General features: G+C 67.4%; 12 protein-coding genes. 7 read left to right on the top strand and 5 right to left on the bottom strand.

What is annotated here, in order from left to right; all coding sequences use genetic code 11:
* Window positions 1-24: 24 nt before the first annotated feature.
* The 3 genes from DVU99_RS08015 to DVU99_RS08005 all read right to left on the bottom strand — a co-directional run bounded on the left by DVU99_RS08015 (window position 25) and on the right by DVU99_RS08005 (window position 7,092).
* The gene (locus DVU99_RS08015; protein ID WP_114239685.1) at window positions 25-2,355 is read right to left on the bottom strand and encodes a TIM-barrel domain-containing protein; all 2,331 of its coding nucleotides are present in this window, start codon (window positions 2,353-2,355) and stop codon (window positions 25-27) included.
* On the bottom strand, window positions 2,355-3,917 hold the full coding sequence (locus tag DVU99_RS08010) for an alpha-amylase family glycosyl hydrolase (RefSeq protein ID WP_343126321.1): 1,563 nt from the start codon (window positions 3,915-3,917) through the stop codon (window positions 2,355-2,357). Before DVU99_RS08010 ends, DVU99_RS08015 begins: the two co-directional genes overlap by 1 nt.
* A gap of 193 nt (window positions 3,918-4,110) precedes the next feature.
* Window positions 4,111-7,092 (bottom strand): TonB-dependent receptor, encoded by a 2,982-nt coding sequence (locus tag DVU99_RS08005; RefSeq protein WP_157971383.1) that lies wholly within the window; start codon window positions 7,090-7,092, stop codon window positions 4,111-4,113.
* Between the two features lie 494 nt (window positions 7,093-7,586).
* On the opposite strand from DVU99_RS08005, the gene DVU99_RS08000 reads away from it, so the two are divergent.
* The 7 genes from DVU99_RS08000 (at window position 7,587) to DVU99_RS07970 (ending at window position 16,316) form a co-directional block, all read left to right on the top strand.
* A complete protein-coding gene (locus tag DVU99_RS08000; protein WP_114239682.1) occupies window positions 7,587-9,203 on the top strand; it encodes an alpha-glucosidase family protein in 1,617 nt (538 codons plus the stop codon).
* A gap of 104 nt (window positions 9,204-9,307) precedes the next feature.
* Window positions 9,308-9,526, top strand: a complete 219-nt coding sequence (locus DVU99_RS07995) for a hypothetical protein (protein ID WP_114239681.1) — start codon at window positions 9,308-9,310, stop codon at window positions 9,524-9,526.
* Window positions 9,527-9,627: 101 nt separating this feature from the next.
* On the top strand, window positions 9,628-10,794 hold the full coding sequence (locus DVU99_RS07990; RefSeq protein ID WP_114239680.1) for an FAD-dependent oxidoreductase: 1,167 nt from the start codon (window positions 9,628-9,630) through the stop codon (window positions 10,792-10,794).
* A 118-nt stretch (window positions 10,795-10,912) separates the two neighbouring features.
* The gene (locus DVU99_RS07985) at window positions 10,913-12,871 is read left to right on the top strand and encodes a serine hydrolase (protein WP_114239679.1); all 1,959 of its coding nucleotides are present in this window, start codon (window positions 10,913-10,915) and stop codon (window positions 12,869-12,871) included.
* A 184-nt stretch (window positions 12,872-13,055) separates the two neighbouring features.
* Window positions 13,056-15,251: a DNA helicase II gene (uvrD, locus tag DVU99_RS07980; RefSeq protein WP_114239678.1), complete on the top strand. Its 2,196-nt coding sequence runs from the start codon at window positions 13,056-13,058 to the stop codon at window positions 15,249-15,251.
* A gap of 30 nt (window positions 15,252-15,281) precedes the next feature.
* Window positions 15,282-15,860 carry an aromatic acid exporter family protein gene (locus tag DVU99_RS07975; RefSeq protein WP_114239677.1) on the top strand — a complete coding sequence of 193 codons (579 nt, stop codon included), beginning with the start codon at window positions 15,282-15,284 and terminating at the stop codon, window positions 15,858-15,860.
* A 99-nt stretch (window positions 15,861-15,959) separates the two neighbouring features.
* A complete protein-coding gene (locus DVU99_RS07970; protein ID WP_114239676.1) occupies window positions 15,960-16,316 on the top strand; it encodes a hypothetical protein in 357 nt (118 codons plus the stop codon).
* 6 nt (window positions 16,317-16,322) lie between these two features.
* On the opposite strand, the gene DVU99_RS07965 is transcribed toward DVU99_RS07970, so the two are convergent.
* Together DVU99_RS07965 and DVU99_RS07960 are read right to left on the bottom strand one after the other, a co-directional pair.
* Window positions 16,323-17,579, bottom strand: a complete 1,257-nt coding sequence (locus DVU99_RS07965) for a heme biosynthesis HemY N-terminal domain-containing protein (protein ID WP_114239675.1) — start codon at window positions 17,577-17,579, stop codon at window positions 16,323-16,325.
* Window positions 17,576-18,670 (bottom strand): uroporphyrinogen-III C-methyltransferase, encoded by a 1,095-nt coding sequence (locus DVU99_RS07960; protein ID WP_114239764.1) that lies wholly within the window; start codon window positions 18,668-18,670, stop codon window positions 17,576-17,578. Before DVU99_RS07960 ends, DVU99_RS07965 begins: the two co-directional genes overlap by 4 nt.
* Between the last annotated feature and the right edge of the window lie 48 nt (window positions 18,671-18,718).

Genomic DNA, 18,718 nt, shown 5'->3' with positions numbered 1-18,718 from the left:
GGCGCCGGTGCGTGCGGCGCGCCATCAGGGCTGCCCCGCGCTGGTATCGAGCTTCACGTCATGCGCCTTGCCGGCCTGCAGCTTCACGTAGGTCACCTCGCCAAAACGATCCTTGCCCCTTGCCCAGCCTTCACCGGGCGATGCGCGCAGCGCTTCCACGCTGTCCAGCAGCGGCAACGCCTGGCCGCCGTTGCTGGCCGCACGCGCCACGCCGCCATGGATGGCCACGAGATAGTCGTGCAGTGCGGGCGCAAAACTACCCGTGGCGGCGGTGCTGCGGAAGCTCACCGCGTCGCCGTCGCGGCGTACCGCCAGATGCTGCAGGAAGTAGGCACCCTTCTCGTAACCGTAGGTATCGCCGTCGTCGTCGTAGACGTCGAAGCCGGTCTCCAGCGCCGAGGGGAATACCAGCACGTCCAGCGTGCCCACCGGCTGCTGCCCCACGTAGTCGAGCACGGGCTGCTGCGGAATGATCGCGCCTTCGCGGATGAACAGCGGGATGTCGCTCCACTGGCTGGCATCCACCGGCAGCGTGATCTCGCGGCCGCCGTCGTAGGCCTTGCCATCGAACCAGCCGATCCAGCGGCCCGCAGGGAGCTGCAGCGACTTGGAGGTCTGCCCCTGCTCCACCACCGGCGACACCAGCAGGTACTCGCCGAACATCCACGCATCGATACGATTGCGCTGGCTCGGGTCGTCGGGATAGGCGAACTGCAGCGGACGCACCAGGCCCACGCCCTGCACGTGGTTCTGGTACTCGTACGAATAGATGTACGGGATCAGCGCATAGCGCAGGCGGATCGCCTCGGTGGCAGCCTTCTCCGCAACCGGTCCGTACACCCACGGCTGCCGCTTCTGGCCGAAGTCGCCGTGCACGCGGAACACCGGGGTGAAGGCGCCGAACTGGATCCACCGCGCATAGTTCTCGTCGCTGGGGCGCGGCGACTTGAAGCCGCCGCCGTCCATGCCCCAGTGCATCGCACCCACGTCGAACGCCGCCAGCATGCGCTGGCGCTGGGCGGCCATGCTGGCAAAGCCGCTCTGGATGTCACCGGACCACACGCCATAGGCGTAGCGCTGCGAACCCAGGTAGAAGTTGCGGTTGATCGACCACACGCGCTGGTCGCTGTGCGCGCGCTGGCCGTCGTACATGGCGCGCTGCATGTTGAGGAACTGGGTGTCGACGCCGCTGTCGTCCGCCTCGTCGTTCCACCAGCCCACGATGCCGGTGTCGAACGATTGCCTCAGCGCATCGTTGAAGAACCAGTCGCGCACTTCCGGCTTGTCGAAATCCACGTCGCGCACGGGCTTGTGCGAGAAATAGTCCGGCGCCTGCTTCGATTGCGCCAGCCAGTAGCCGCGCGCGGTGGCCTCGCGGCCTTCGACCGTGTCCACGTGCACGCGCGGCTTCATGATGCCGGTCATGTGCATGCCGCGCTGGTCCATCCACTGCTTGAGCTTGCCGTCCGGACCATCGGGGAACTTGTCGGTGTTCCAGCGGAACTCGCCCATGTCCTCGCCCCACGCCTTCCAGTCGAAGTCGAAGGTGAAGTTGTCGATGGGGATGTGCTTGGCGCGGTAGGTGTCCACCAGCGCCTTGGCCTCGTTCTCGTCGATGCCCCACTGGCTGTTGGTGAAACCCATCGCCCACTTGGGGAACATCGGCGCGGCGCCGCTGAGCTGGCGCACCTGGCCGAACAGCTCGGCCGGCTTGCCCGCCAGCAGGTAAACCGTGTGCACGGGCTGTGGCTTCGCGCTGATGGCGATGCTGGCGTCGCCAAGATCGAAACGCGCGGGCTCCGCATCGGCCAGCACGCCGTATCCGGCCGTGCTCCATACCAGCGGCGCGCCGGCATGGCCCTGCTTGCCCGCGGTGGCCAGCTGCTTGCCGTTGCGCAGCAGGTCACCGGCCTGCGCGTCGAACGCGTTCAGGCCGCCGATGCCGTACTGCGGCTCACCGCGCGCATGGCTCAGCTTCCAGCGGCCGTCCAGTGCATGCGACAGGTCGGCGCTGAGCAGCAGGCGGCCGGAGGGATCCTCCATGCGCAATTCGGCCCGGCGCGGGTTCCAGCGCAGGGTGAGCTGGGGCGAGCGCAGCACCTGCTCGTCGCCCTGCTGCTCGCGCTGTACCGGCACCGGGTCGAAATGAGCCTGCGGATCGAGCACCGGCGTCGCCGGTTCGCGCACGCCCTGCGCGCGAAGCTGCACGATGCCTGGCGCCAGCAGCCGCAGTTCAAGCGTGCCATGCGGCACGGCCAGTTCCATGCGATCGATCGAGGCATCCACCGCCGCCACCGTAACCGGTGTGGCAGTCATCGCCGCCAGCAGGGCCAGCGCCAGCGCGCGGGCGCGCATCACTGCACCACCACCGAGCCATAGGCAGGCAGCGAGAGGCGGCCATTGGCGAGCGTGGCACCGTCCTGGGTCTTCAACAGCACCGCCGCGCCGGCCGGCAACGGCTTGGCGGCCGGCTTCCAACTGGCCGGCTTGCCCGAGAGGTTGTGCACCACCAGCACGCGCTGCTTGCCGTCGTCGCGCCAGAACGCGAGCAGATGCGGGTTGCCGGTATGGACTACCTCCAGCGTGCCATCACGCAGCGCACTGTTCTGCGCGCGCCAGCGGATCAGCGTGCGGTAGCTGTTGAGCAGCGAGTTCGGATCATCCTGCTCGGCCTGCACCGAGACGGCCTGGCCCTGGTTCACGCTGGAAGGCTTCCAGCGCGACTCGCCCGTGCTCGCCTCGCGCTGCCAGCGCATCGGCTCGCGCAGGTTCTCGTCGGGCTTCCTGCCCTCCATGCCCAGCTCTTCGCCGTAGTAGATGTACGGACGCCCCGGCAGGGTCAGCAGCATCGCCGCGGCCACGCGCATGTGGTCCAGGTTGCCGTTGAGCCGGCTCATCACGCGTTCCTGGTCGTGGTTGGACAGGAAGGTGGAATCGATATGAGGCGTGTCCCCCGCGACCTTGTACGCCTCGTAGGTGGCCGTGAGCAGCTTGCCGAGCGCATCGGCGTTCTCGCCCTTGGCGCTGACGATGAGCTGTTCGGCCAGCGGGAAGTCGAAGATGGAGCCCAGCGGCTTGAGGTACGGCGCCAGTTCCTTCGGCGACTTGGCGCTCACCTCGCCGACCAGGGTCACCTTGGGGTTCACCTTGGCCAGCGCATCGTGGTACTCGCTCCACCAGGCCACGTTGCTGGCCAGCGCCTTGGGGTCGTGCTCATCGGACTTGAAGTTGACGTAGATGTGCTTGGCCGCGTCCAGCCGGAAGCCATCCACGCCCTTGCCCAGCCAGAACTGGCCGACCTTGATCATCTCGGCGCGCACGGCCGGGTTGTCGTAGTTGAGGTCGGGCATGTGGCCGCCGAACACGCCGATGTACCAGCCTTCGCCGCCCTGGTGCCAGATCGGCGTGTCAGTGGCGCTCTGCGCCTTGAGGTCGGGCTTGCGGTCGGTCCAGCTGTACCAGTCGCGATGCGCCTGGCCGGTCTTCTGCGCGTCGAGGAACCACGGATGCTCGTTGCTGGTGTGGTTGATCACCATGTCCATGGTGACCGCGATGCCGCGCTTGTGTGCTTCGTCGACCAGGTGCTGCAGGTCGGCCACCGAGCCGTACTGCGGGTTGATGCCGTAGTAATCGGTGATGTCGTAGCCGTGGTAGCTGGGTGAGCTGTTGATCGGCATCAGCCAGATGCCGCTGATCCCCAGCGACTTGAGGTAGTCGAGCTTGGCAGTGACGCCGTTGAGGTCGCCGATGCCGTCGCCGTTGGTGTCGTACCAGGCGCGCACGAAGATCTCGTAGTAGACGCCCGAGTCACCCTGGCTCGCCGCGGCAGGCGCCATCGCATCGTCGGCCCGTGCCATCGAGGGGGTCGCCGCACCGGCGCCGAGTGCCAGAGACAGCAGGACTGCGAGGGGTTTCAACAGGGGATTCCGCGACATGCCTTGCTCCATTCGTTGGCCGCTGGCCTTCGCTGGAACGGTACACCAGGCACGGGCTTCGCCGGGGCAGGTGGCCGCCACGCCTGGCCTCGCGGGAGATGCCGGCATCCGCGACATGCGGACGCCCAAAAGCATCGTGCCGGCGCTCCTTGCGGGGCGCCGGCACGATCGTGGCTTACAGCTTGAGGTTCAGGCCCAGGTAACTGGTACGACCGAAGTACTGGATCGTGCCGGTCTGCTGGGAATTGCCGCCGAAGTAGGTCCGGGTCGGCTGGTTGGTCAGGTTGAGCATCTGGTAGACCACGCTCAGCTGCTTGGTGATGTCATACGAGGCCTGGAAGTCGTACACCGTCTCCGCCGCGAAGGTCACCAGCTGGTTGTCCACCGCGATCTGCGTATCGGACAGGAACGACGAGCGGTAGTTGCCCGACAGACGCGCCGAGAACGGGCCGTAGTCGTAGAACACCGCCGCGCTGGCCACGCGCTTGGACAAGCCCGGCAGGCCGACGTAGGTGGTCGGGCCACCCAGGTTGGTCGGGTTGCGCACGGTGCTGGAGGTCAGCGCGAAGTTCGCCTGCACGCCCAGTCCAGACCAGATGCCGGGCAGGAAGTTGGTCTTCGAGCCGGACAGCTCCAGGCCGCGCACCAGGCCGCCCTTGGCGTTGTAGGCCGTCTGGTACTCGCCGTTGAGGTACGGCTGGCCGGTGGCCGGGTTGGTCGGCACGGTGATGCCGGCCGCGGCGAAGTCGAAGTTGTTGTAGGTGACGTCCTGGATGAACGACTTCACGTCCTTGAAGAACACACCCGCGGTGACCGCGCCCGACGAATCGTCGAAGTAGTGCTCGTAACCCAGGTCATACTGCGTGGCGCGCAGCGGATCGAGCAGCGGGCTGGTGCCGCCCCAGACGTTGTACTGTGCACCGGCACCCGGGCCGTTGGACACCCACGAACCCGAACCCGCCAGCATCTTGTCGATCGGCGGACGCGACAGCACCTTGGCGGCCGAGAAGCGCAGCTGGTCGTTCTCGGTGAGGTGATAGATCAGGTTCAGCGACGGCAGATAGTCGGTGTAGGTCTTGCCGACGGTCAGCGGCGCGTAGTCGTAGCTGGTATAACCGTTGCCATCGGTGATGGCGATGCCCGCGTTGTTGCCCACCTGCTGCAGGCCGTAGCTGTACTGCGACTGGTGCGATACGCGGATACCGAAGTTGCCGGTCAGCGCGTGGCCGAACACATCCTCGTCGTCGATGTCGCCCTGCAGGAACAGGTCACGGGTCTTCTCGTTGACCTCGCCGCTCTGGATGTAGGTCCAGCTGTTGGCGTTGATGTCCTTCACCGGGTTGGCAGTGATGCCGTGCGCGGCAAGGATCGCCGGGCCATTGAGGGTGAGGAAACAGGGCATGCCGGAGAACTTGCCCTTCCAGCAGGTCACCTTCGCGTCACCGGCAGGAATGGACAGCGGCAGCTCGCCCGCGACCGGCGAGGTGTTCCACTCCGAACCATACACATACGCCTCGCGGTCGGCGTTGTAGTAGTGGTTGTTCATGTAGATGCCGGCTTCGACCGCCGACAGCCAGGAGCTGTTGGGCAGGTCGTACTTCACGCTGGTGCGGAAGGCCTTCATCTTGTCGTGGTAGATGTACGGGTACACACCGTAACGCGACAACGCCATGTCGTTGAGGTTGGTGTAGATGCCCGGGTTGGCGAAGCTCACCTGGCCCACGTTGGTACCGCGCAGCTGGTAGCTCATCGACTGCGACATCAGCTGCGGATTGGACGTGCCCAGGCCGGTGTACGGGTCAGCCGTGGTGTCGACGTTGATCTCGTTGCTGGAGGCGCGCGACAGCGAGATGTCCGAGTCGATGTGCCAGTTGCCGTGGTTCCACTTCAGGTTGATGCCACCGGAGAACACGTTGGTGGTGGTGGTGTAGTTGTCGGCAGTGGTCTCGTTGGAGAACTGGTTGCCGTACGGGTTGCCGGTGCGCGGATCGGTGCCGGTGGTCGGATTGCTCGCCACGGTGCCGCCGATCAGCGTACCCAGCGAGCTCCACATCGGATCGGTGATCTGGGTGTTGTTGCCGTAGAAGTTCTGCGAGCGGAAGCCGTAGCCGAACGACTCGTCCTTGAACTTGGAGAAGAAGCCGTCGCCGGTGATCTGCAGTTCGTCGGTGGGCTTCCACACGATGGTGGCGATCTCGCCGGTGCGACGCTCCTCACCGCCGTTCTGCTGCAGCTGCACGCCTTCGGGCAGGTAGCCCGACGGGGAGTTGGCCGAGGAGTTGATCTTGTAGACCGAACCGTCGGACGCCTCGCCCACGAACTGCTCGGACACGTGCGGCTGGTACATCTGCGCCACGCCCAGGCCGATGCCCAGGGTGTTGTCGAGGAACTTGCCCTGGTAGGCCGCGCTCAGGCGGTAGCCCAGCGCGTTGGCGCCACTCACGTCGTGCGCCTGGCCGTCGTAGCTGCCGCGCGCGTCGATGTTGAGGTTCTGGTCCTTCGGCGCATCCAGCGGGTTGGCCGTCTCCATCGCGATGGTGCCGCCCACGCCGCCGGTGACCAGCGAAGCCTGCGAGGACTTGTACACCGTGGCCATGTTGATCAGCTCGGACGGGTACTGGTCGAACTGGATGTAGTTGCTGCCGCTGGTGGACGGCTGTTCGCGCCCGTCCAGCGTGGTCTGGATGAAGTTGCCCGAGAGGCCGCGGATATTGATCTGCGACGCCTGGCCGGCGATGCGCTCGGCCGACACGCCCGGCAGGCGCGTCAGCGCATCGGCGATCGACTGATCCGGCAGGCCGCCGATGTCGGCGGAAGTGATGACATTCTGGATCGTATCGGCGTAGCGCTGGTAGTCGATCGACTTTTCCATGCTCTGGTTGTAGCCGGTCACCGTGATGGTGGACAGGCTCTTGGCCAGCTGCTGGTCCTGCGTCTGCTTGCCCTGATCGCCGTTCTGCGCGGACTTGTCGTCCTTGTTGGCGCCCTGGGCGTTCTGCTGCGTCGAGGCAGGCGTCGTCTGGTCGTTGGTCGCGTTGTTGCCGGCTGCCGTGCTGCCTGCGTTCGCGCCCGTATCAGCCGGCGTCGCGTGAATGCCGGCGGTCAAGCAAAGGCCGGAAGCCAGCGCCAGGGCCAGCACATTACGTTTCAGTATCACCGTCTTCCCCTCCCACGGGTTTGCACTTCATCTTTGGTCTTGTAGTTGCCGCAGCAGTCCCCACAGACTGCTGCGGGCTACGCGCCAGTGCATGCCGATGGCTCGGAGGGCCCCGTCGCGTGGCGGCCATGGTAGGGCTGCGCCAAAAGGCGAACAGGTCTATGCATACGTATTCATGACCGCGTTTTTTTGTGCACCTTTGACAAAATTCTAATGGCTCCCGGTGCAATCCGCTGCTGTTTCCCCGCGTTGCGCATCACCCGCCTGTCATGGCAATGCGCGTATTGGCGCGCTTTTCCCGCGCCTGCATGCGCCTGCGGTGCATGCAGGAAGCGCCCCGCCACTACGCATGCTGCGTCGCAATATCGCGGTTTTTTGAATACGTATGCAGTCAAAGCGTCAGCTTCGCGCTCTGCCTTTAAGCTGCCCCCCGCGCTTCGCTCGGACCCGGGGTTCCGGGCATGCGCGCATTGGGCGGAAACGGGACATGCGACATGAGTGAAGCACCGTGGTGGCGCGGAGCCGTCACCTACCAGATTTATCCACGCAGCTTCATGGACACCGACGGCGACGGCGTGGGTGACCTGCCGGGCATCATCGACAGGCTCGACTACGTGGCCAGTCTCGGCGTGGATGCGATCTGGATTTCTCCGTTCTTCCGCTCGCCGATGGCCGACTTCGGCTACGACATCGCCGACTACCGCGAAGTCGATCCGCTGTTCGGCAACAACGACGATTTCGATCACCTGCTGGCCAAGGCGCACTCGCTGGGCCTGAAGGTGATGATCGACCAGGTGCTCAGCCATACCTCGGTGGAGCACGCCTGGTTCCGCCAGAGCCGCGAGAGTCGCGACAACCCCAAGGCAGACTGGTACGTCTGGGCCGACGCGCGTGAAGACGGCACGCCTCCCAACAACTGGCTGTCGCTGTTCGGCGGCTGCGCCTGGCAGTGGGAACCGCGCCGCGGCCAGTACTACCTGCACAACTTCCTGACCTCGCAGCCCGACCTCAACTACCACAACCCGGACGTGCGCCGCGCGGTGCTGGACGAGGTGAAGTTCTGGCTGGACAAGGGCGTGGACGGCCTGCGCCTGGACGCGATCAACTTCTGCTTCCACGACCAGCAGCTGCGCGACAACCCGCCCAAGCCGGAAGACAAGCGCGTGGGCCGCGGCTTCAGCCCGGACAACCCGTACGCCTTCCAGTACCACTACTACAACAACACGCGCCCGGAGAACATCGCGTTCCTCGAGGACCTGCGCGCGCTGATGGACCAGTACCACCAGGTGGCGGCGATCGGCGAGATCTCGTCGGAAGACTCGCTGGCCACCACCGCCGAGTACACCCGCGACGGCCGCCTGCACATGGGCTACAGCTTCGAGCTGCTCACCGACGACTTCAGTGCGGCCTACATCCGCAGCACGGTGCAGAACCTCGAAGCGCAGATGCTCGAAGGCTGGCCGTGCTGGGCCATCTCCAACCACGACGTGGCCCGCGTGCTCACCCGCTGGGGCAACGGCGATGCCTCCCCTCAGCTGGCCAACCTGCTGAGTGCCATGGTCTGCTCGCTGCGCGGCTCGGTGTGCGTGTACCAGGGTGAGGAACTGGGCCTGACGGAGGCCGAGGTGCCGTTCGAGGCGCTGCAGGATCCCTACGGCATCACCTTCTGGCCGACCTTCAAGGGCCGCGACGGCTGCCGCACGCCGATGCCGTGGAACAACGGCATCAACGCGGGCTTCAGCGTCGGCGAGCCCTGGCTGCCGGTGCCCGCCGAGCACCGCGCGCTGGCGGTGTCCCTGCAGGAGTCCGAGCCCGGCTCAGCGCTGCACCGCTTCCGCGCCTTCATGGCGTGGCGTCGGACGCAGCCGGCACTGCGCCTGGGCGACATCCGCTTCCTCGATACGCCCGAACCGGTGCTGGCCTTCACCCGCCGGCATGGCGATGAAACCGTGTTGGCCGCCTTCAACCTGTCGGCGCAGCCGGTCGAACTACCGCTCGACGGCATCGCTGGCGCGACGCCTGTCAACGGGCACGGCCTCGCCCAGGGCACGTTCGCCGATGGCAGGCTGAGCCTTCCTGGCCACGGTGCGTTGTACGCGCGCATCGATTAACGCTTCCCCCCTCGACGGCGGACGTGCAGTACTGGCGCCGCCGTCGACTTTTCCCATGCCGCCATCGCTCCTATGATCGTGTCTTCGATTCCAGGGAGCTTCCCATGCGTGCAGTGCTGATCATCCTCGGCCTACTCCTGCTGGCCGCCGGCGTATGGGCGTTGCTTGGCCACGGCAGCTACCAGACCACCGACACGCTGGTGCAGATCGGTTCGGCCAAGATCACCGCCACCCACGACAAGGCCATCCCGCAGTGGGCCGGCATTGCCGCCCTGGTGGTAGGCGCCGTGCTCGCACTCGGCGGCTTCCTCAAGAAGGGCTGAGGCCCTTCGGCTTCTGCCACATGCCCTCACGCCTGTCATCCCGGCGCGGGCCGGAGTGACACGCAGGACGCATCCACGTGACACCACCGGACAGCCACCCCATGCAACGACGCCAGTTCCTTCGCCAAGCTGGCGCCACCCTCGCCGTCGCGTCGACCGCCGGGCTCGCTGCCTGTGCCTCGCAGCCGGTGGCGCCGGTCCCCAGATCCCGCAGCGCGTCGCTGGCCCCGATCCGTGCCTCGGTCGACCGCATCACCGGCGTGTACGTGTGCACGCGCCCGTTCCGCGCCGCCGGCCCGCGCATCGAGCTGGAAAAGCGCGGCAACAAGATCGTGGTTCACAACTACGGCCACGGCGGCAGCGGCTGGTCGCTGTCGTGGGGCTCGGGCGCGCTGGCGCTGCAGATGGTGCAGGGTACCGGGGCGCGCGAGCTGGGCGTGATCGGCTGCGGTGCCATTGGCCTCACCACCGCCCTGCTGGCGCAGCGCGCGGGGCTGCAGGTACGCATTTATGCCAAGGCGCTGCCGCCCGACGTGTTCTCGATGCGGGCCTCCGGCCTGTGGACGCCCGACTCACGCATCTGCGATGCCGCGCATGCGCCGGCCCTGGCGGACCGCTGGGAAACCATGACGCGTCTTTCGTATGCGCGTTACCAGAGCCTCCTGGGGCTGGCTGGCACGCCCATCGAATGGATCGACGGCTATTCGCTCTCCGACGCGCCCTTCGGCAAGTTCCACGGCGAGGTGCCCGACGAACCCGAATATGGCGACTTCAGCGACCGCGTGCGCGACCTCACCCCGCGGCCGGTGGAACTGGCGCCGGGCGAACATCCCTTCCCCGAACCCTATGTGCGCCGCTACACCACGCTGATGTTCAACATCAGCAGCTACGCGAACTACCTGATGTCGGAGTTCCTGGCGGCCGGAGGCAAGATCCAGGTCCGCGAATTCAGCCACGCTGACGAGCTGCAGGGCCTGCCCGAGCACACCCTGGTCAACGCCACCGGTTATGGCGCCCGCGCCCTGTTCAACGACGACTCGGTGATCCCGGTGCGTGGACAGACTGCGCGACTGATTCCACAGCCCGAAGTCACCTATGGCCTGCGTGCGCGCGACTTCAGCGTGGTGCCGCGCAGCGACGGCATCATGGTGCAGGTGATCGGCGACACCGGCAATTACAACAACCCCGACATCACGCCGCATCGCGAGGCATCCGAGGCCGCCGTGCGCGAACTGGCCGGGCTGGTCGCCCAGATGAAACGCGATTGAGGCCACATTTGCAGCTGAAGACGCGCTGACGCGCGTTGACGCGACGCAGACGCCGGGCAAAGTACGGCGCGGCATACTGGGCGTCCGTTTTTGCCGCGCCGGCTTCAAGGAGTCATGCATGCCCGCCATCGCGCCCGCCGTGACGAGCTGGTCCCCACTGCGGAAGTACGCTGCGGCGCTGGCCTTGCTGTTGCTTCCTGCCATGCTGTGGGCCCAGGCGCCGATCCAGATCACTCCGCTGCCCGAGAGCAAGCACGCCGCCGTCACGCAGCTGGGCGCGTCCGAACTGAGCGCCACCGACCTGCAACCGTGGCTGGATGCCGAAATGGCCGGCGTCATGCAGAAAGGCGCCGTGACCGGCGCGGTGGCCGTGGTGGTGAAGGATGGTGAAGTGCTGCTGGCCAAGGGCTACGGCTACGCCGATGCCGACGCCAGGACGCCGGTCGATCCCGCCACCACGATGTTCCGCGTGGCGTCGATCTCCAAGCTGTTCACCTGGACCGCGGTGATGCAGCTGGTGGAGAAGCACAAGCTCGACCTCGACGCCGACATCAACCGCTACCTGGACTTCACCATTCCCCCGCGCGAAGGCAAGCCGATCACCTTGCGCGACCTGATGACGCATACGGCCGGCTTCGAGGATGTGCTCAAGGACCGTTACGCGACCTCGCCTTCGTCGCTGTTGCCCTATGACGCATGGGTAAAGCGCTGGGTGCCCGAGCGCATCTATGCCGTCGGCGAGGTGCCTGCGTACTCCACCTATGGGGCGGCACTGGCCGGCTACATCGTGCAACGCGTGTCCGGACAGCCCTTCGACGACTACATCGAGCGGCACATCTTCGAGCCGCTGGACATGAAGCACGCCAGTTTCCGGCAACCGCTACCGGCGGCGCTGCGCAGCGAGGCGATCCCTTCCTACGGACGCCCCGGCACGGCGCCGCATCCCTTCGACCTGCGCACGGCTGTGCCCGGCGGCGCGCTGTCGATCAGTGGCAATGACATGGCGCAGTTCATGGTCGCCCATCTGCAATACGGTCGCGCCGGCAATGGGCAACTGCTGGAGCAGGCCACCGTGCAGCTCATGCAGAACTATCAACGCGTGGCGATCCCCGGCCTGCCCGGCATGGCGCTGGGCTTTGCGCACCTCGACCGCGACGGCCAGACCATCCTCGGGCACGGTGGCGATTTCGGCGGCTTCCACAGCCTGCTCGCGCTGCTGCCCGAGCACCACACCGGCATCTTCATCGCCACCGACGGCGGTCATGCCGCCCCACTGCTGCGGCCGCTGGTGGATCGATTCGCCGCTCGCTACTTCCCGCCGCTGCCGCAGCTCAAGCAGCCCACGCTGGCCACCGACAAGACGCACGCCGCGCAGCTGGTGGGGCGGTACCGCTCCAGCGTCACTTCGCGCAGCAATGTCTTCGCCCTGCGCGACGCGTTCGAGCAATGGCAGGTGGACCTGGCACCCGATGGCAGCCTGCGGACGCCGATGTTCGCTCCCGCGCACTGGCGCGAGGTGAAGCCGTACCTGTGGGTGGACGATGCCACCGGTCGCCTGCTCGGCGCGGTCGTGCACGATGGCAGGGTGAGCATGCTGTCGACCGACACGCAGTCGCCCGTCACGGTGTACCTGCCGGTGACCGGGGCGTCACCCGCGCAACTGAGACTGGCCATCCTCGCCATGCTGGCGGTGTTCGGACTGCTGGCGCTGTCCTGGCCGGTGCTGGCGTTGCTGCGCCGGCGGCCGGGGGCGCAAGCGCTGCCCGAGCAGGACGAGCGCTGGTATCGGCTGAGCCGCCTCAGCGCAGTGTTCTACCTGGTCTTCGCCGGCGGCTGGTGCCTGATGCTGCCGCGGCTGGGCGAGCCCGGCTTCGACCTTCGTCTGCGGCTGTTGCAGCTGATCGGCGTGTTGGCGGTGCTAGGCACCGTCGCCGTGGCCCTCGAGACCTGGCGCGCATGGCGACACGGCGGCGACTGGTGGCGACGCATCAGCGGCGTGTTGCTGCTGCTCGCCTGCCTTGGAGCCGTCGTCTTCATCCTCGCCTGGCACCTGCTGAGCCCGGGGCTGAACTACTGACCTCGCGCTGGCGGCGGGCCTTGGGTGACTGTCGCGCACAGGGCGGGCCCCTACAGTGAGGCTCCGCCAAGGCAGGAGTGCACCCTGTGCGTGACCGGATTGCGCACCAGCCTCGGCTACTGGCGTCATCAGGGAAAAGCAGGCGGCCGGGACCGCTGGGAGCCCTGCCGCTACAATAGGCGGGATGGATGTCTCCCACCTGATCGACAAGCTCAACGACGCGCAGCGCGAAGCGGTATGCGCGCCTCCCGGCAACTACCTGGTGCTCGCCGGCGCCGGTTCGGGCAAGACCCGCGTGCTGACCCACCGCATCGGCTGGCTCACCCAGGTGATGGGCGTGTCGCCGTGGGCCGTGCTGGCGGTGACCTTTACCAACAAGGCCGCCGGCGAAATGCGCGCGCGCCTGGACCAGCTGATCCCGGGCGGCACGCAAGGCCTTACCGTGGGCACCTTCCACGGCATCGCGCACCGCCTGCTGCGTCGCCACTGGCGCGAGGCCGGGCTGCCCGAGGGCTTCCAGATCCTCGACGCCGACGACCAGCAGCGCATCGTCAAGCGCGTGGTCACCGGCCTGGGCCTGGACGAGGCGCGCTTCCCGCCGCGCCAGGCCACCTGGCAGATCAACCAGTGGAAGGATGAGGGCAAGCGGCCCGACAACATCGAGCATCGCGATCACCCGATGACGCGCACGCTGGTGCAGATCTACCAGGTCTACGAGGATGCCTGCCAGCGCGCCGGCCTGGTGGATTTCGCCGAACTGCTGCTGCGCGCGCACGAGTTGTGGCTGAAGAATCCGCAGATCCTCGAGCATTACCGCGAGCGCTGGCGCTACCTGCTGATCGACGAGTTCCAGGACACCAACACCCTGCAGTACGCCTGGATCCGCGTGCTCGCGGGCAACACCGGCCAGGTGTTCGTGGTGGGCGACGACGACCAGGCCATCTACGGCTGGCGCGGCGCCAAGGTGGAGAACGTGCAGCAGTTCCTGCGCGATTTCCCCGGCGCAAGGACCATCAAGCTGGAGCAGAACTACCGCTCCACCTCCACCATCCTCAAGGCCGCCAACAGCGTCATCGCGCGCAACGGCGGCCGCCTGGGCAAGCAGCTGTGGACCGACGGCGGCGAAGGCGAGCGCATTGCGCTGTATGCCGCCTACAACGAGCAGGACGAGGCGCGCTTCGTGGTGGAGCGCATCCGCGAGTACATCGGCGAGCACGGCGACGCGCGCGACTGCGCCATCCTGTACCGCTCCAACGCGCAGTCGCGCAACTTCGAAGAACAGCTGATGCAGCGGGACATCCGCTTCCGCGTGTACGGCGGCCAGCGCTTTTTCGACCGCGCGGAAATCAAGGACGCGCTCGCCTACCTGCGCCTGTCGTCCAACCGGCACGACGACGCCGCCTTCGAGCGTGCGGTGAACACGCCGCCGCGCGGCATCGGCGACCGCACGCTGGACGTGCTGCGCCGTCGTGCCCGCGCCGAGGGCAGCTCGATGTGGGAGGCCGCGCTCAACGAGCTCAGCGGCGGCAAGGAACTGGCTGGCCGCGCGAAGAACGCGGTGAAGGCCTTCCTGCAGATGATCGAGGACATGGCGCGGGCGTTTGCCGGCGCGGAGGCGGGTGACGCACTCGCACTGGCCGAACAGATCGACCACGCCATCACCCACACCGGCCTGCGTGACTTCTACGAGAAGGACAGCCGTGGCAACGCCGAATCGCGGGTGGAGAACCTCGACGAACTGGTCAACGTGGCCAGCCGCTTCGAGCTGACGCCCGACGACGAGGAGGCCGGCCTCAGCGAGCTGGCCGCCTTCCTGTCGCATGCCGCGCTGGAGGCTGGCGAAGGCCAGGGCGAGGCCTGGGACGACTGCGTGCAGCTGATGACGCTGCATTCGGCCAAGGGCCTGGAGTTTCCGGTGGTGTTCCTGGTCGGCATGGAAGAAGGCCTGTTCCCCAGCCAGCGCTCGGTGGAGGATGAAGGCCGCCTGGAAGAAGAGCGCCGGCTGGCCTACGTGGGCATCACCCGTGCGCGCGAGCGGCTGTTCATCACCTACGCCGAATCGCGCCGCATGCATGGCGTGGAGATGCTGGCGCGCCCGTCGCGCTTCCTCGCGGAGATTCCGCCCGAGCTGATCGACGAGGTGCGCCCGCGCGTGCAGGTGAGCCGTCCGCTGTACGGCGCGCGTCCGAACAGCGGCTCCAGCTCGCTGGAGGAAAGCATGCCGCTTCGGCTCGGCCAGCGCGTCAGCCATCCCACCTTCGGCGAAGGCGTGGTGGTGAGTGCCGAAGGCAGCGGCGCGCACATGCGCCTGCAGGTCAATTTCGCCGGCGCCGGCAGCAAGTGGCTGGTGTATGCCTACGCCAACCTCACGCCGATGTAACCGCGTGCGGGTTTCGTTTCCGGAGCACTCATGAGCGTCCCTATTTCGCTGCGCGAAAACCTTCGCCGCCTGCTGGATTTCCAGCAGGACATGTCCAGCCTCTATCGCCGCCTGCCCTGGTCGCACCGCCTGGTGCAGGGCCTGTGGCTGGCCTTGCTCGCGCTGGTCGCCGCCAGCGCGGCCTACGGTTTCGGCCTGCTGCTGCACACGCAACAGGCCTTCTGGGCCGCGCTCACCGCCATCGCGGTGACCCAGCAGAACTACCTCGATACCCGCGCGTCCTCGCGCGACCAGATCATCGGCGCGCTGGTGGGCGGCGTGGCGGGTTTCGGTGCCGCCCTGATCGGCGGCGAGCACTACGCCACCTATGCGGTGGCGGTGGTGGTGGCGATTGCCGCGTGCTGGCTGTTCGGCGTGGGCAGCGCTGCACGCCTGAGCGGCACCACCACCACCATCATCATGCTGGTGCCGCACACCGGATCGTTCTGGCTGGTGGCGCTTACCCGCGTGGGTGAAGTCGCGCTGGGCATCACCTGCGCGCTGCTGGTGGTCGCCGCGGCCGAGCGCCTGCAGGTGCTGTGGGTGGGGCGGGCCGATAGCCGGGGCTGAATCCTCTTATGATCTGGCCGCTTAACGCGTGAGCTGCCGTCCGGAACCCGGGCCGGCGCCCAGGGCTCCATGTTTACGAGCTTTCCAGCAGGCCTGACCATGACGCCAAACCTTATCGACGACGCCCCCGAGCCTCGCTCGACCCGGCTGGACCACGACATCTGCGTGCACATCTTCACCGCCTCGGCCGCGATGGTGGGCGTGTGCCTCACCGTCATCGGCATCCTTCGCGTGGTGATCTCGCTGCGCAAGGAAGACCTGATCGGCGACGACCTGCTCGCCGTCAACTCGATGCTCTACCTGGCCTCGTGCCTGCTGTCCTACTGGGCCTTGCGCACGCGCAACCTCAAGCGCAACCACCGGCTGGAACGCACCGCCGACGTGATCTTCCTGGTCGCACTGGTGTTCACCGCGGTCAACGCGGGCTTCATCACCTGGGCCATCTCGGCCAGCTGATCATCCTTATTCCGGCAGTCGCGGCACACCGTGCTCGCTGCGTTCTTCCATGGCGATGGGGCGCGTATCCAGGCGCGCGGCACGTGCGCCCTGCGGCAGCGGCTGCACCGTCTCGCCGCGGGCCAGGGCCAGTGCGTTGCGGTAACAGCGCTGCGCCAGCAGCGCCTCGTCCTGTCCCGCATGCACGTCGCCGAGGGCTTCCCAGGCAGCGCTGCTGGGCTCCAGCGCCAGCGAGCGCTCCAGATACTGGGTGGCCTTGCCCCACAGCTGCTGGCGCACGCACATGCGGCCCAGCGTGAGCAGCAGCGCGGCATCGTTGGGGTGGCCGTCCAGCCATGACTCGGCGCGGCGCAGGCGCGCCTCGATGTCGTCGCCGCCCAGCGCACCATAGGTTTCGATCAGCAGCGGCGACCATTCGCGACGCAGCGCTGATTCCACTTCGTCCATCGCCGGCAGCACCATGCCGAACGACGCGGCCTGGCGCGCATAGGCATCGACCGCGGCGGGCACGCGGCGCTGTGCCTTGGGCAACTGCGACCACAACGTGTTGAGCGCGGCCGGATCGGGCTGGGCTCGCAGCGAAGCGGCCAGCACCTGCGACTCCAGCGCGGCGTAACCGCGCGGCCCCAGGGCGCCGCTCTTCTGCAGCGGTTCCAGCGCCAGGCGAGCGCGGCGGGTATCGCCGCTGGCCAGCGCGGCCAGTGCCAGCTCGCGCCAGCCACCTGGCGTGAGGTTGCCACTGTCGGCATCGGTGGCCAGCAGGTTCACGGCATCGGCAGGCTTGCCCTCGCGACGCAAGACGCGGGCGCGCAGCACGCGGGCGGCGCGCGGCGCGACTTGTCCCGCTTCGTCCAGGGTGGTCAGCGCACGCGTGTTCTCGCCGCGGCGCGAGGCGGCCTCGGCAGCGGCCAGCAAGGCCGGGCCGCGCAGCAGGTCGAGTCGCGAAGCACGATGCAGGTCGCGCTCGGCGTCACCATGGCGACCTTCCATCAGCGCAATGAGGCCCTCGCCCATCTTCTGGCGGCTCAACCGGCGATGACGGCGCGTGAGCGCGCCAAACGGCCAGCGCACCGCGAACCACACCGCGCTGAGCACCGCCCAGGCCAGCAGCAGCATCACCACCGCGGCCACCACCGTGGTCTCGGCCTGCCATCCGCGCAGGCGCACCAGCAGGTAGCCCGGGTCCTGGGCAATCCAGTGCCAGCCGAACGCCGCCAGCGCGGCCACGATCACCAGGAACAGAATCCAGCGCCACAACTTCATGGCTTGGCCCCGGCCGGCGCGCTGCTGCTGGCAGCAGGCTTGAGCGCATGCACCGCGCGCAGGTTGCGCAACTCGGTCCAGGCCGCACCCAGCTGCACGGGCGCAGAGGACGGCTGTGCGAGCAGCGCGGCCAGTTGGGCACGGGCCTGCTGCACGGCGGGCGTCGAACTGTCGAACTGTTCGGCCAGGCCAGCGTCGGCGCGCTTGAGCGCCGCGACGTAACCATCATGGTCGGCGGCCAGCAATGCAGCCTGCGCTTGCGCCAGGTCGATCGCGGTCAGCTCGCGGGCAAACCGCGCATCGGCCACCGACAGCGGCGCGCCATTGGTCCGCTGCACCTTCACCACGCTGTCCAGCGCCGCGACGATGCGCGACCAGCCGCCCGCGGAACTGCTGGAGCCCGTGGAATCCAGGGATTTCAGCGGCAACGTGGCCATGCCTGCGCGCAAGCTGGTGAGCGTGGCCAGCGATGCATCGAGGCTCGCCGGCTGGCTCTTGGCCAGCGCCTCGCGTTCGGCGCCGATGCTCTGGCGCAGCCCGGAGAAGGCGCCATCGTCCACCGCGGCCAGCGTCTGGTCGGCCAGCGCGTACGCAGCCGCCGCGCCCTGCGCGTCATGGAACAGTTCGTAGCGCTCCTTGCCCATGCGCAACAGCGATTCGGTTTCGTCCAGCAGCATCGCGTCATGCGCGGACAAGGTCTTCTCCGACAGCTTGGCCACCGCGTCTTCGAGATTGCGCGTGCGCTCAGCCTGGCTCAGCAGCTCCTCGCGCAACGAGCGGTTCACCTGGTCGGCATCGCCCAGGCGCTGGCGCAGCAGATTGCGCTCGTTGTCGCTGGCATTGGCGCCATGCTCGAGCGTTTCCACCCTGAGCCTCAGCGCATCGAGCGCCACCGAGCCGGCCACGCGGCCTTGTTCCTGCTGCCACTGGCGCCAGCCGACATAGCCGGCACCGCCGAGTGCCACCAGCGCCAGCAATAGCGCAACGGCGAGCGTGCCACTGCCGCGACGCGCGGGCGCAGGCTTGCGTGAAGGGGAATCCGCGCGGGTTTCGGCCGCGCCCGGGGAGGAGAAGGAGTCGTCTTGGCTCATGCCCGCCATGCTAGCAGCCCCTGGCCGCCCACCCGCATCAAACCCGCG

Origin of the sequence: Dyella sp. C9, from assembly GCF_003332825.1 — a bacterium.
Classification (GTDB): domain Bacteria; phylum Pseudomonadota; class Gammaproteobacteria; order Xanthomonadales; family Rhodanobacteraceae; genus Dyella.
This window is presented reverse-complemented; position numbering and strand designations above follow the sequence as displayed.